This window comes from Microbulbifer agarilyticus, assembly GCF_001999945.1.
In the GTDB taxonomy this organism is placed as follows: Bacteria; Pseudomonadota; Gammaproteobacteria; order Pseudomonadales; family Cellvibrionaceae; genus Microbulbifer; species Microbulbifer agarilyticus_A.
In genome coordinates, this window is the sequence record NZ_CP019650.1 from 1,240,930 (window position 1) to 1,254,646 (window position 13,717).

At 54.3% G+C, this 13,717-nt stretch carries 9 protein-coding genes; 3 read left to right on the plus strand and 6 right to left on the minus strand.

Features of this window, described 5'->3' with window-relative positions:
• The first annotated feature begins 67 nt into the window (after positions 1–67).
• Positions 68–2,122, plus strand: coding sequence for a TIM-barrel domain-containing protein (locus Mag101_RS05005; protein ID WP_232325140.1), 2,055 nt, complete (start codon positions 68–70; stop codon positions 2,120–2,122).
• Between the two features lie 76 nt (positions 2,123–2,198).
• Here Mag101_RS05005 and Mag101_RS05010 read toward each other — a convergent pair whose 3' ends face one another.
• On the minus strand, positions 2,199–4,514 hold the full coding sequence (locus Mag101_RS05010; protein WP_077401677.1) for a S46 family peptidase: 2,316 nt from the start codon (positions 4,512–4,514) through the stop codon (positions 2,199–2,201).
• Positions 4,515–4,729: 215 nt separating this feature from the next.
• On the opposite strand from Mag101_RS05010, the gene Mag101_RS05015 reads away from it, so the two are divergent.
• A complete protein-coding gene (locus Mag101_RS05015) occupies positions 4,730–4,945 on the plus strand; it encodes a DUF3820 family protein (RefSeq protein ID WP_077401680.1) in 216 nt (71 codons plus the stop codon).
• 59 nt (positions 4,946–5,004) lie between these two features.
• Here Mag101_RS05015 and Mag101_RS05020 read toward each other — a convergent pair whose 3' ends face one another.
• On the minus strand, positions 5,005–5,271 hold the full coding sequence (locus tag Mag101_RS05020) for a glycine zipper domain-containing protein (RefSeq protein ID WP_077401683.1): 267 nt from the start codon (positions 5,269–5,271) through the stop codon (positions 5,005–5,007).
• Between the two features lie 830 nt (positions 5,272–6,101).
• Between Mag101_RS05020 and Mag101_RS05025 the strand changes: the two genes are divergently transcribed.
• Positions 6,102–8,975, plus strand: a complete 2,874-nt coding sequence (locus tag Mag101_RS05025) for a glycosyl hydrolase family 18 protein (protein WP_077401686.1) — start codon at positions 6,102–6,104, stop codon at positions 8,973–8,975.
• Between the two features lie 110 nt (positions 8,976–9,085).
• Here the strand turns inward: Mag101_RS05025 and Mag101_RS05030 are convergent, their stop codons facing one another.
• The 4 genes from Mag101_RS05030 to Mag101_RS05045 form a co-directional block, all read right to left on the minus strand.
• Positions 9,086–9,634: a Tll0287-like domain-containing protein gene (locus Mag101_RS05030; protein ID WP_077401689.1), complete on the minus strand. Its 549-nt coding sequence runs from the start codon at positions 9,632–9,634 to the stop codon at positions 9,086–9,088.
• Between the two features lie 18 nt (positions 9,635–9,652).
• Positions 9,653–10,993 (minus strand): cytochrome c3 family protein, encoded by a 1,341-nt coding sequence (locus Mag101_RS05035; RefSeq protein WP_077401691.1) that lies wholly within the window; start codon positions 10,991–10,993, stop codon positions 9,653–9,655.
• Entirely contained in the window at positions 10,994–13,024 is a 2,031-nt protein-coding gene (locus tag Mag101_RS05040) for an FAD-dependent oxidoreductase (RefSeq protein ID WP_077401694.1), read from the minus strand.
• 176 nt (positions 13,025–13,200) lie between these two features.
• Entirely contained in the window at positions 13,201–13,707 is a 507-nt protein-coding gene (locus Mag101_RS05045) for a hemerythrin domain-containing protein (protein WP_077401697.1), read from the minus strand.
• Between the last annotated feature and the right edge of the window lie 10 nt (positions 13,708–13,717).

A 13,717-nucleotide genomic window follows, 5' to 3' on the forward strand; every position in this document is an offset into this window, starting at 1 on the left:
GGTGGATAAAGTTTGACCGCAAATTGTGTTGATTGGCGTTTCCAGCTTTTGAATGTGTAATAGCTCGATGAAAAAAAATACAGCACGCAGTTTACTTATTGGAGCTGTGGTAATTGCCCTGGTTAGCGTTGTAAGCGTCGTAGTGTCCGCAAAAGACAGCGATGGCGATGGCCTGAAGGACCCCCGTGACAACTGCCCATATGAAGCAAACGCAAGTCAGGCGGACATGGATGGTGATGGGCAGGGGGACATATGTGATATCGACATCGATGGCGATGGTTTTATCAATGAGCATGAGATTATTGCCGAGACAGACCCCGAGGATGCTGGGTCGAAGCCGGATCTCCATGCGGATGATGACCGCGACGGTATTCAAAATAAAGATGACCGTTGCCCAGCGTCGCCCATTGGTCGGAGTGTTGACGCCCGTGGCTGTGCAGTGGCCGGCGTCACCGAGATGTTGGATGACTATAGTGATGAAATTACCCTAAACGCGCCCCATACCGAGCCAATGATTCCCAAGTGGGGGTTTGGTTACATGCAGTCAGGGTGGGGTGAAGAAGATTTTGGCTACGACAGCCAGGAAGGGTTTCTGGACCATGCCCGCGCATTGAGAGGTATCGAAAATCGCTACGGAAATCACCGCTACCCCTCAGATATCATGGTTCTGGACATGTATTGGACCGGCAAGGAATGGAGCTGGCCTGGAAATATGACGTGGGACTTGAACAATTTCCCCGACCCTGAAGGTTTGATCGACTCGCTTCACGAAATGAATTTCAAACTCATGATGAACTATCACGAGGGCGGATTCGGGGAAGAGTGGTTGGCGCAGCTCCAGCGTGATCTTGATTACGGCCTGGATATTGTCTGGCTGGATTTTTGGCGAGCCGATTCCCAGTATGAAAAGCGCGTATGGGAGCTGTTGCGCAATCATCACGGAGAAGACAAACGCATCATGTTTATGGCCCGCCACTACGCGCGGCCGAATCATCACAATCAGGAATCGATTTTAGGTGGTGACTATATGCGTACACCTAATGAGGAATTTTTGGAAAAAGCCATGCCCGTTCACTGGACCGGCGACGTGCTGGGTGACTGGGAAGGTTTCGCTGAAACCATCGAGGCAATTGTTCACAGCAATGATGGTGCGCCCGGCGGCTGGTCTTATTTACATGCAGATACACCAGGGCATACCAAGGGGGAAGACCCCGAACTCGCGTTGCGTTGGATGCAGTTTTCCGACTTCACTACCTCTACGCGCAATCATGGTACTACCGCGCGAGATGTATGGTCTTGGGGCGATCAGGTAGAAAAACTGAGTTATCAGTCGCGCATGCTGCGTTACCGCTTGTTGCCCTACATTTACACCTACAGCTGGCATATATGGCAAGACGCCATGCCATTGACACGGCCACTGCGCCTGGCTTACCCCGGGGAAGCCGACGAAAACCGCTATGTGTATCTTTTTGGCGAGGAGATCCTGGTGGCGCCGGTGTACAAGTCCGCTGCTTCTTTTCCCGGGGAGAAAATGGATGTTTATCTTCCGAAGGGCAATGGGTCACAGTGGGTGGATTACTGGACCCATCAAGTGTACGAAGGCGGGCAAACGATTCAGGTTGATGCCAGTATGGATATTCACCCGCATATCCCATTATTTGTAAAGCGCGGGGCTATTATTCCGATGGGACCGGAAATTTTCCATATTGATCCAGCGGTGCATGCGGATCCAATTACCTTGGATATTTACCCTGAAGAGAAAGGTGAATCTGCATTTACTCTGTACGATGATGACGGTGAAACTCTAGGGTATCAAAGGGGCGAGCAAAGCTTTTCGCGAATTTCAGCAGTCTCCAGTGATAGACAGTTGGAAATCGTGATCGGGGCGCATAAGGGGGAATACGCCGGAAAGCCAAAAAAACATAACTATAGGGTGAAGCTTAATCTGATAGGGCGTGACTTCCAGCCACCAGAGTTGAATGGAGATTCGTTGCCTGCACTGGTTGATATTGACTCAGAAAATCCGCGGGGTTGGCTCTACGATAAAGAAAACAAGATTGTGTGGGTAAAATTTTCAAGCGCTGCTGATCAAGAAAATCGTATTGTGCTCCAAAATATTTAGTAACCACATAGTAGAGTCATAAAAAAGCCGGCAATAAACGCCGGCTTTTTTGTGCTTGGAAGTTGGGTATAGGAAGTTACTGTTGAGCTTCCTTAACACCCATTTCCTCAAGCAGGTTATGGGCGTTGTCGACCTTGTCCATCACCCACAGCATGTATTCCACATCGACGTGGATTGCGCGGGTGTTGTCGTTGAAGTCCCAGTCGGCGTTGATGCTGTCGTAGGTGCCGTCGAATACCAGGCCGATGAATTCGCCTTTGCCGTTCATGGTGGCAGAACCGGAGTTGCCGCCGGTGATGTCCACAGTGGTGAGGAAGTTCACCGGCACGGAATCGAGGTTTTCATCGTGGTAGTCACCGTAGTCCTTGTTTTTGATGGCATCCAGTAGTGCCTGCGGAGAATCAAACGGATCTTCGCCGGTGTACTTGGCTTCGATACCACGCAGGGTGGTGAAGGGAACAAAGCTGTCTTTACCATCGTTGCCATCGGCCGCGCCTTTTACCGTTCCGGCGGGCGGCGTGTAACCTTTCACCAGGCCGTAGGTCAGGCGCAGTGAGCTATTCGCATCCGGGTATACCGGCTTGCCCTGTTCCTGGTAGTAGGAAATAAGCAGGTCCATAAACTGCGGGCGAACCTTGGCAAAGGCACCGGTCAGAGCTTTGTTCTTTTTCTCCAGCGCCATGCGGTCATCGAAGGTGGCGACAGCTAGCTGGATAAATGGATCATCACTTGCGCGGAACTCTTCCGGCGATTTATCCATCCAGGCCAGGCGGGTATCGGTGTCGGTGAGGCCGGTTTTTTCGTACATGGCAGACAGTTTGTTCTGCAATGCTTCGCCACTCAGCTCACCGCCGAAGAAGGCATCAAAGCTCTCGATACGCTGATCTTCCGGCAGCGCGTTGTAGCGCTCGAGGAAGTAGCTCCATACGGCCTGGTCTACCGAGGGCTCGAAGTTGCGCTCGATACGCTTCATGCTCTCGCCAAAGCGGGTCATGTCACGTTCCTGATAGCCGGGTTCACGGTCTGCGTCCGCTTTTTGCTTTTCCTGGCTCAGGCGGTAGAGGCGTTGGGCACTGCTCAGCATCGCGGAGCGGTTCATGTAGTTGAGCAGCAGGTCGCGCTCTTGGGTGGACTGCTTTTCGGTGATTAGGTTATTCAGGTCGTTGATCACTGAAGCGTACTGTTTGCGCTCTTCGGGCTTTTCGCCGATCCAGTCCTGCAGGTCCTTTTCCAGCTTTTGTTTGCGCGTCAGCAGGTCGCTGCGGTTGTAGCCTTCCATCATGCCGGTGAAGTTCTTGGAATAGTTGTTCAGGCCGGCAACCAGGCTTGCGTACTTCAACGCAGCGTCTTTGTTGTTTTCGGTCGCGTTACCGATCACTTCAGACCACTCTGCCAGTACCTTCTGCATGGTGGGGTAGTACCAGGTGAAGTTATTGCTCACTTCTTCGGCGGTGCGGTAGCGGTTGGTGCGGCCGGGATAGCCGGCAACCATCACGAAATCGCCTTCCTGAGGTCCTTCGGTCGCCACGGTCAGGTGGTGCTTGGGCTTAAACGGCACGTTGTCTTTGGAGAAGTCCGCAGGCTTGCCGTCGGGGCCGACGTAAGCGCGGAGGAATGCGTAATCGCCGGTGTGGCGCGGCCACATCCAGTTGTCGATATCACCGCCGAATTTGCCGATGGAGGAGGCTGGGGCGTGTACCAGACGCACGTCGCGGATGGCCAGCTGCTTGATCAGGTAATAGCTTGCGCCACCATAGTAGCTGTAAACCTCGCAGCGGTGGCCGGGGTCGGATTCACACGCGGCAACCAGTGCTTTTTCCGCATCTTCAATGGCTTTGAAGCGGGTGGCGCCGTCCATGGTGTCGTCGAGCTTGCTCTTGATTTTGTCGGTAACGTCGTCCATTTCCACGGTAACGTAGATGCGCGAACCCGGTGCCGCAGGGACTTCTTCTTCCAGGGTCTTGGCCAGGAAGCCGTTGGCCAGAAGATCATTGTCTTCGGTGGAGTTGTAGGAAATGGAGCCGTAGGCACAGTGATGGTTGGTGGCAACCAGCCCTTGGGGGGACACGAAAGAAGCGGAGCAGCCACCGAGGCTGACCACAGCATTCATCGGGAACTTGGTCAGGTCGGTCATGGTACTGGGGTCCAGCTCCAGTCCCAGCTCTTCCAGCTTGTTGCCCAGTTCAGGCAGCTGGCGGGGCATCCACATGCCCTCGGTTGAAACCGTTGCGGTGCTGCTGGCCGGCTGCGCCTCAGCGGTGGCGGCAGGCTTGTCGGCGGCAGCGGTGGTGCTGGCTTCCGTGTTGGTGTCATCTGCGGGTTTGCCGCAGGCGGTGAGCAGGGCGATGGTAAGCGCCAGTCCAAATTTTTGTGTGGACGCGTTTATTTTCACTGTTATTCCTTAATTCATTGTAAGGGGCTGGTGCAAGCGTGTGTCGAGGATCCTCCCGAGCACACAAGCATCGGCCAAATAGTCGGCCGCGCCTTGATGTTGTCACATAACCTCGGCGGCAAAAAGCTTCCTGCGATCAAAGGAGGTTCCACCGGGGCAGGTCTCAGACAGTGTAGAATCCGCAGGAAAAGAAGTTGTGTGAAATAGGAGACGTGATGCTTCAGAAGCAGGATCTGATCGATATCGCCCGTACCGAGATGCCGTTCGGAAAATATGCGGGAAGGTTGTTAATTGATCTGCCTGAAGAGTATTTGCTCTGGTTTGCGAAGAAAGAGTTTCCCAAGGGACGGCTCGGACACCTGATGGCACTGACCCTGGAGATAAAAATTGAAGGTCTGGAAGGCTTGGTGAAACCTCTGAAAAAACAATGAGCTCCAGCAGGTATCACCATGGGAACTCATTGTTTGGATACGTTTAGCAATGCATTCGTTTAGCGATAAACACGGCGGCCACGGCTGTCGTAGTAATAGCGTCTTTTTTTCTGGCGGTCGTACAACCAACCACCGGCACCGCCGATAGCAGCGCCCACCGCTGCACCACCGGCATCACCCGTGATGAGGGCACCGGTTACTGCGCCAACCCCAATACCGGTACCTACGCGGCGGTCGGTATCACTCATGCTGGCGCAGCCAGCGGTTGTCAAAGTCAGCGCCAGGGCAGAAGCCACACCGGCACGCTTCAGGATCTGTAACTGCATAAATACTCCGCTTGCAATTGCTAAGACATCGCTCGGGGAGTGTATGGTCCGGAATAACCGCTCCCAATGATGCCCAAGGGAAAATTACACGCCAGGACAAAAATGAGAAAAAAGTGTGGGGGCACTTTTTGCGATCCTAAACTGGTATCAGTCCCGGGAAGACTCCCCCATCGCGAGACGAGGTGGAGTGCCAAGAAAAAGCGGTCCGTAACGAAGACTGAACATGACCGGAAATACGCCCACAGCGGGTGACCACTGGTCTGAAATATTGGTTTCAGCGAGTGAAAGAGCGGGAAGTTTCAGTCAGCTTGATTGGGAAAATGGGGCGAAGGCGGTCGACATTGTTCGGCCGCTTTTCCGTTGTGGCGGTACCTAAAGACGGCCGAAGCGCTGCAAGAGTGTTGGGGTTTCTCTCCTTCTGCCTCTCCCATGGCACACCTTTCTTTATTTGGAAATAAATTCCTCACAGTACGGGTTTTGAGGTGGTTTTTTGCGCCATTAGTGATATTGAAGTTGTGACATATCTCCCACTGGTGACTTAACGCACTGGCCACATGGTTCAAAAACGGGTTATGGTAAAAATGTAATGACATCGCTGTCATTGTCTTAAGGTGAAATGACAGCGGTGTCATTTGCGGGCTGCAGACCGCATATACACGAGGTACCCGTTCAAGAAGTTATTGAATAACGAACAAGTTAGAAGTACCGGCATTGCTGTTGAATGCCGTTCCACTGAGGGCAGCGATGCCCGTTGCGGTTTAACGGAAACAGCATTTCGCTGCCCTGGTTGATAGATCCTTACCCATAAAATAACGACAAGGTGACAATCGATGAAAGGGCTAACTCCAAGCCACTGGCGCCATGCAATGCTTGCATTAGGTCTCGCCAGCTCCTCTGCTATCGCCGCGCCCGGCGCTCCCACCATTGACTGGATGGAAACCAGCTTCGCCATTATCGAAGTGGATGAAGCCGCTACCGCCTATGAGCAATTGGTAACCATTAACGACTACGCCGAAGTACCGGTAGCCTGGTCCAAGTGGTCTGGTGATCCCGCGACCACCGCGCAGTACCTGCTGAATGGACAGGTTGTTCTGGAGCAAAACGTGGGCGGTGGTGCCACCCAGACCGGCACTGCGACCCTACAAGTGGCCGAAGGCGGCCAGTACTCCCTGCAAGTTGCGCTGTGTAATGACGATGGCTGCTCCACCTCTGCCGCAACCGACATCGTGGTTGCCGATACCGACGGTAGCCATCTCGACCCGATTACAGTAACCGCGGGTGAGAACAACAAGCCTTACACCAACTCCACTAACTCCGTTGTGGGCACTTACTTTGTGGAGTGGGGCGTATACGGACGCAAGTTCTCCGTAGACATGATGCCTTCCTACAACCTGACCCACCTGATCTATGGATTTATCCCCATTTGTGGTGGTGACGGCATCAACGACAGCCTGAAAGAAATTGAAGGCTCTTTCCAGGCGTTGCAGCGTTCCTGCTCCGGCCGTGAAGACTTCAAGGTTTCCCTGCACGATCCTTTTGCCGCGCTGCAAAAATCTCAGGCAGACCAGACTTTCTCCGATCCGTACAAAGGCAACTTCGGCCAGCTGATGGCGCTGAAGCAGGCTTACCCGGATCTGAAAATTCTGCCGTCCATTGGTGGCTGGACCCTGTCTGACCCCTTCTACTTCTTCAGCGATGCCGCCAAGCGTAAAACCTTTGTGGATTCTGTTGAGGAATTTATCCGCACCTGGAAATTCTTCGATGGTGTGGATATCGACTGGGAATACCCAGGTGGCCAGGGCGCGAACCCGACTCTGGGTGACCCCGCTATTGATGGTGAAACCTATCGCCTGTTGATGCGCGACCTGCGTGCCATGCTCGACAATCTTGAGCAGGAAACTGGCCGTACCTACGAGCTCACCTCTGCGATTGGTGCAGGCTCCGACAAAATCGAAGATGTGGATTACCTCGATGTACAGCAGTACATGGATTACTTCTTCGTGATGACCTACGACTTCTACGGCGGTTGGAGCAACGAAGTACTGGGTCACCAGGCGGCACTCTATGCCCCGGCCTGGAAGCCCGATACTGACTACACCACCCACAATGGCATTCAGAACCTGCTGGGCCTCGGCGTCGATCCTGGTAAGTTGGTTGTTGGTGCGGCGATGTATGGCCGCGGTTGGAAGGGCGTTTCCGGTTGGACCGGTAATGACCATATGACCGGCACCGCAACCGGTATGGTGAATGGTACCTGGGAAGACGGTGTTGTGGACTACCGCGATATCGTTTCTCGCATCGCCACTGGCGAGTGGGAGGAGTACTACGATAGCACCGCTGAAGCGCCCTATATCTTTAAGCCAAGCACTGGCGATCTGATTACTTATGATGATCATCGCTCGGTCATGGCGAAAGGTGCCTATGTTCAGTCCAACAACCTGGCTGGCCTTTTCTCCTGGGAAATTGACGCGGACAATGGCGATATCATGAATGCCATGCACGAGAGCCTGGGCCACGGTGATGGCTTCGGTAATCGCGCACCGGTTGCGCGTGCCGGCGGCGACCAGAGCGTGGACAGTGGTGCAAGCGTATCCCTGGATGGCAGCACTTCCAGTGACCTGGATAATGACCCGCTGACGTACAGCTGGGTACAGGTTTCCGGTACCAGCGTAACCCTGCAAAATGCCAGCAGCGCTTCTGCGAGCTTTACCGCTCCTGCGGTAAGTGCGGACGAAGAACTGGTCTTCTCACTGACCGTTTCCGATGGTGAGGCTTCGGATTCCGATCAGGTTTCGGTGACCGTTGTTGCGGACCAGCCGAACCAGGCACCCAGTGCCGATGCAGGCGCGGACCAGATGGTAACCACTCCGGCTACCGTTACTCTGAACGGCAGCGCCTCCAGCGACCCGGATGGCGATGCACTGACCTACAGCTGGGTGCAGGTTGCCGGCAGCAGCGTAACCCTGAGCGACGCTTCCAGCGCAACGCCGAGCTTCTCAGCGGCGGAAGTCAGCGCGGAACAGGAGCTGGTGTTTGAGCTGAATGTGAACGACGGCAGCCTCAGTGATGCAACTCCGGACCAGGTCAGCATCTTCCTGTTGCCAGCCGATGCCAATACTCCGCCGCAGGTTTCTGCCCCGGCGCAGGTAACCATTCAGGAAGGCGCCAGTGATTCCATCACCGCTACCGGCACCGATGCCGACGGCGATGCACTGACCTACACCTGGAGCGGTATGGTCAGCGGTTCCGGTGACACCATCTCCATTACTGCACCTCAGGTAGAAGCGGATACCAACTTCACCCTGACCGTTACCGTGAGCGATGGCATTGCCTCAGCGAGTGCGGACGTAACCGTGACCGTTACCAATGTGATTGTGGATGGTGGCTGTAGCTCTACCGACCCGAACGCGGGTAACGTTCCTGCCTGGCAATCTGGCAGCACCTACTTGGGTGGCGATCAGGTGAGCCACGAGCAGCTGGTATGGCAGGCCAAGTACTGGACTCAGCAGGAGCCCGGTTTCAGCTCCGCCGACTGGCAGCTGGTCAGTGACATTGAAGTACCCTGGAACGCCAGCACGGCCTACAACGGCGGTGACGAAGTAAACCATGAAGGCAAGCGTTACCGTGCCAAGTGGTGGACCCAGGGCCAGAATCCAAGCTCTTCCTCTGACTGGGAAGAGATCGGTGATGCGAGCTGCAACTGATCAAGAGGTTTTGCGTTAACGCGAACTAATTGAGCAGCAAAGAAAAAGCCCCGGTATTTACCGGGGCTTTTTTATTGGGTGCAGGCTATATGCTGTAAATGGAAAGAGCGTTACAGCGGGAAGCGGATCACCACGCCGCCCATGGTTTCACCCAGCTCGAAGTCGGTACGCGGGCTATCCACATGTTCGTTGTGGCAGCTGACACAGGCGGGAGATACCGCTACGTCGGGGTAAACCGCAGTAAAGTAATCGGTGTCCCCGAGAGTTTCGGTGCCGTAGAAGTTTTGCCCGGGATTGTCGTTGATAAACTGCAGGCCTTCTTTTTCCAGCTCGGTGCGCGGCTTGTTCTGTTTGTTAATAGCCCACTGGGAGAGTAGGGCATAGTTAAAGCCGGAATCCATTTCCGCAACGCGCTCGGCCCCCATGCGCATCATTTGTGCAGGTAGCGGCAACGCCTTGGTATCTTTCCAGTGCTCGTCGGCTTTGATGACCTGTTCTTCATTTGCCAGTCGGTTGACCACAAAGTTGGTATAGCTGGCCCTGTCTGCTTCGATGACTGCAAAGATAGCGTCGGCCATCCGCTCCGGTTGAACACCACTTTGTTCACTACAGCCAGCCAGTACCGCTCCAGCCATCATTACGGAAAGTAATTTACGCATGTTCCCCTCCTGTTGGGATTATCGAGTCGTTTTTATGCGGGCAATTCGCTCGCGAATCAGTTCAAAAGTCTTATGCTCTGAATCTGGTTCATTATTAAAGTTACTCTCAATCAGTCGCTCATCAGCCAGCGCAGCAACCGCAAATTCAACTCCGTGACAATTGAGGCATACCGGCAGCATTTTTTCGTTCGGGCGCAGGTTGTGGTTTTGGTTGTGGTTGACCTGTATCTGTCCCTTGTGTTCTTCCCGTGGCAGGTGGCAGTTCGCACAGCTGACGCCGTTCGGCTGCTGCTGGTCCCACAAGCGGAAGTGTTCCGTGTTTTGGTAGGCAAGGCTGTGTTTGTCGTTGTGACAGCTCAGGCAAGCATCCACTTCTGCAACGCGGGTATCCAGGTCGTGAGGGTTGTGGCAGCTGGCACAGTTGAGCTCCTTGGCCATCTCAATGACCCCTGCCTTCATGGGAATTTGTGCATCCCCCGCAGACATGGGTTGCCGGACGGGGAGACTCGCTGAAAGGCGCATACCGTGTTTGCCCTGGCTGAACTGTTCCAGTTGACGGCTGTGGCAGTCGCCACAAACGCTGACCACTTCTGCGCTGGTTAGCTCCGATTCTCCATTGATATGGCAGGCATTGCAGTTGGTACCTGTTGCGGCGTGGGTAGAGTGTGCCCAGGCTTCGGCTGCAGACTGCATCGGTGAATTGTCGTGAATGTCGGCTTTGCTAAAATCCGCGTCGGCCAGTTCGAGCGCTTTTTTTTCCGGGTTTTCCTGTTGCCACTTGGCGAGGAGGGAGCGCATCGGCAATTGCGCCTCCGCGACGAGTGCGGGGTGATCAATGCGCTCGGCCAGGAACTCTTCATACAAGTAGCGGTTGTCGTGGTAGTTGTGACAACCAGCACTGGCACAGGTCTCGAAGCCGAAGTCCTCGTGATTGGGGCGGTTTTCTGCAATGTCGCTGTGGCAGTGAAAGCAAAAGTCTCCGGCGAGAGTAACGCCCATTTCGTGCGTGATTTCCGGCTTGTGCTCCGTGTGACAGCTAATGCACTGGCGTGCATCCAAATGGGCGAGCAGCCCTGCGTTGCGCGGGTCTAAAAACTTGCTGCGGGGATGGCTGTCATTCGCCATCTCCAGCTCTTCACTGTGACAATTGACACAGGCACCCTGGATAAATGTTTGCCCGGCAAACCCATCGCCATGGCAGGTGGAGCAGGACATTTCAATCTGGTGGTGGCCATGGGTCGCATCGCCACTCAGGAAATAGGATTTATCCGAGGCCTGCAGGTTGTAGGTAATAAACGCCGCGCCCAACAGCGTTACGATCAGGCCGTAATGCCAGAATTTGAATTTATAGTTTTTCATTTAGAAGTAGTACACGGCAAGAATATGGTAGAAGAGCAGTACCGGGAGTGCCCATAGCAGTGCGTAGTGCACGCGCGACCACCACTTGCGGTGCTCACGGAGCTTTATGTCGGTCCAATGGTGGTTGCGGGCCATAAATACCCCAACCAGTGACCCGGTACAGGTTGCCGCAAGAAACACCAGCATCAGTGCGAGGTTCAGGTTTTCTCCCAGGCGGAAGCCCGTGTGCACAACGAGCACCAGCAGGGCGGCAAAGCCAATCAGGCTGTGGATGTATCGCCAGTGGTCCAGGTGCCCAGCTTTTATTTTTTGCCAGCGCTTGCGCAGGGAAAGACTGGCGGTCATGACGCAGAGTGCCAGTAAGGTGTAGCCGCTGACCTGCTTCCAGAAATTGTCGTACCACAATTTCTTCAGGTACCAGCTCACCTGTACGCTGTCGGAAACCGGTGGGGGTGGTGAGAAGGCTGCGATGGCGATAAGCACAAGTGACAAGATGGAAATTACCAGAATGCCCCGGGCATGGCGCATCACCAGATTGGGTGCGGGAATGTCCAGCAGTTCTGCCATCAGCGGCCGGCAGCTGCCACAGGCAGAGCCAGCGTTAGTTTCTATCTCGAGGTCCTGCAGCTTGCGCTTGCCGCCAGCGATCGCTGTACAGAGTTCACCCTTGCTGACGCCATTGCATTGGCATACCAGATAACTGTCCGGTTGCTGTTTGAGGGTCTGCTCGCGGGTTTCCTGCCAGAGATTGCCCTGCTCACAAAAGCTTTCCAGTTGCCTCTCTGACACGTCTGCGCCATCTGCAATGGCTTGTTTCAGAGAGTGGGATTCCTCCCAGGCACCCACAACGACTGCACCGATGAGTTTGCCGTTACAGACATACAACTCCCGGCACAGGCCCCTGAAGCGATTCTCAAAGGTGAGTACGCGCAAATTCGGGTCATTGGAACTGTTAGTACTACCAATAAGGAAGCATGGAATGTGGGAAATCTTGAGCTGGATGTCATTACTGCTGCCCTGATAGGGCGGCAGCGCTCGTGCCTGGTCGGTGGTTGCACACACATGGCGGCTACAGATTTCCGCCTGTTCGAAACCCGGGCGTACCAGCTGATAGAGTTGTTCGTTGTACTCGGCGCATTCGCCGACCGCATAGATGTCGGGGTCACTGGTCAGCAGGTATGGGGAAACCAAAACACCGCGTTGGGTATCGAGCCCGCATTTCTCCGCGAGGGTGGTTTCAGGTTTTATGCCCGTACACAGGACGACACCGTCTGCATCAATAGTTTCCCCACTCGACAGCGCAATGCGCTCTACCGCGTCCTTGCCGAAACACTTCTCCAGCTGGGCGCCTGCGAGTACTTCTACTTGCAGGGCTGATAGCGCTGCACTGAGATAGCTCTCTGCGGTATCAGAGAGGCGGTTGCCGAGCAAACCGCCCCGCGCAAGCAGTACGACGCGATTGTTACTTGTTTTTAGCGCAGCGGCGGTCTCCAACCCTAGGGCGCCGGCGCCTACTATCACGATGGTGTTGGCCGTCTGTCGTAATTCGATCAGGGTTTGTGCATCTTCCAAACTGCGAAAGCTGATGATGTTATCGAGGTGCACACCGGGTATTTCTGGGCGCGCGGCGATAGACCCGGTGGCGAGAATCAGTTTGGTGTAGGGGAGTTGCTGGCCCTGATCATCGATGATCCGCTTGTTTTGGCGGTCGATTTCGAAGATTTTGCGGTTGTGGAATTCCGCCAGACGAGGGTGCGGGGCGTGGGTGACGGGGTTGTTGAGTTCGGATTGTTCCAGGTGGTCGGCAAGATACTGAGAAAGGCGGACCCGGTTGTACGGTTCGCCTTCTTCATCACCCACTAGTACTACCTGCGCATCGGAACTGTAATCCAGTAGTCGCTGTGCGCAACGAACGCCAACAGGGCCTGCGCCGACCACAACAAAAGTCGGGTAGCTTAGATCGCTGGTGTGCGCACCAGTCGTATTTTCTTGTTTCTGGCTTTCACAAAGCCCGGAAACCGTTTCGGTCACAATTGCCTCCCGAGTACTGCCGCACTACCTCATCACATCTTGTGTATGGGTTGCTCTCGAGCCATTTGGGCGCTCGATTATTATTGTTCTATATCGTTATGCTTATATTTATCGTTCTCATTTGACGCACGTTCAACTAATGTTGATTGCGAAGAGCCGGCACTGGCTACGGGGGGTTAGCTGGGGTTATAGAGCGTATAGAGCTCTTTTTCTTCCAGTGACACGCGTCGGGTTAGGGCTTCGCCGATTTGCTCGTAGTCGCTTTTAAAGCGAATGAGCTCTTCTCGTGACAGCGTGCCGCGGGAGTAGCGTTTACAGAACTGGATTACCGCATTGGCAATGTCGTTCATATCGGTACGGAAATCTTTGACGATCTGCAACGTGTGTCTGTCGTTGACGAGAGACTGTTCCAGATACACATAGAAGCTGACGTTTTCCTTGATCAGGTGTGCCTGAAAGGTGGATTTGAACACACTCAACAATTCGGAAAGCTGGCGAAAATTCTGTTTTTCGAAACCTTCAGACCAGATGCGCTGGAAAATATTGACCAGCTCATGGTGGTCATTTTTTAAAGACAGGATGAGCGAAGGGTCATACTTGATCGTGCGACGGCCACTTGTGCCACTCGCATCTTTCTCGGTGTCTTTATTATCGCGGGACTTGCTGGAAAAAAGTCCGAACATGGGAAGGCCT

Bases quoted from the DNA above. Each gene is read 5' to 3' on its own strand.
- Mag101_RS05005 (WP_232325140.1), top strand. From the start codon at position 68: ATGAAAAAAAATACAGCACGCAGTTTACTTATTGGAGCTGTGGTAATT.
- Mag101_RS05015 (WP_077401680.1), top strand. From the start codon at position 4,730: ATGCTTCAGAAGCAGGATCTGATCGATATCGCCCGTACCGAGATGCCG.
- Mag101_RS05020 (WP_077401683.1), bottom strand. From the start codon at position 5,271: ATGCAGTTACAGATCCTGAAGCGTGCCGGTGTGGCTTCTGCCCTGGCG.
- Mag101_RS05025 (WP_077401686.1), top strand. From the start codon at position 6,102: ATGAAAGGGCTAACTCCAAGCCACTGGCGCCATGCAATGCTTGCATTA.
- Mag101_RS05030 (WP_077401689.1), bottom strand. From the start codon at position 9,634: ATGCGTAAATTACTTTCCGTAATGATGGCTGGAGCGGTACTGGCTGGC.
- Mag101_RS05035 (WP_077401691.1), bottom strand. From the start codon at position 10,993: ATGAAAAACTATAAATTCAAATTCTGGCATTACGGCCTGATCGTAACG.
- Mag101_RS05045 (WP_077401697.1), bottom strand. From the start codon at position 13,707: ATGTTCGGACTTTTTTCCAGCAAGTCCCGCGATAATAAAGACACCGAG.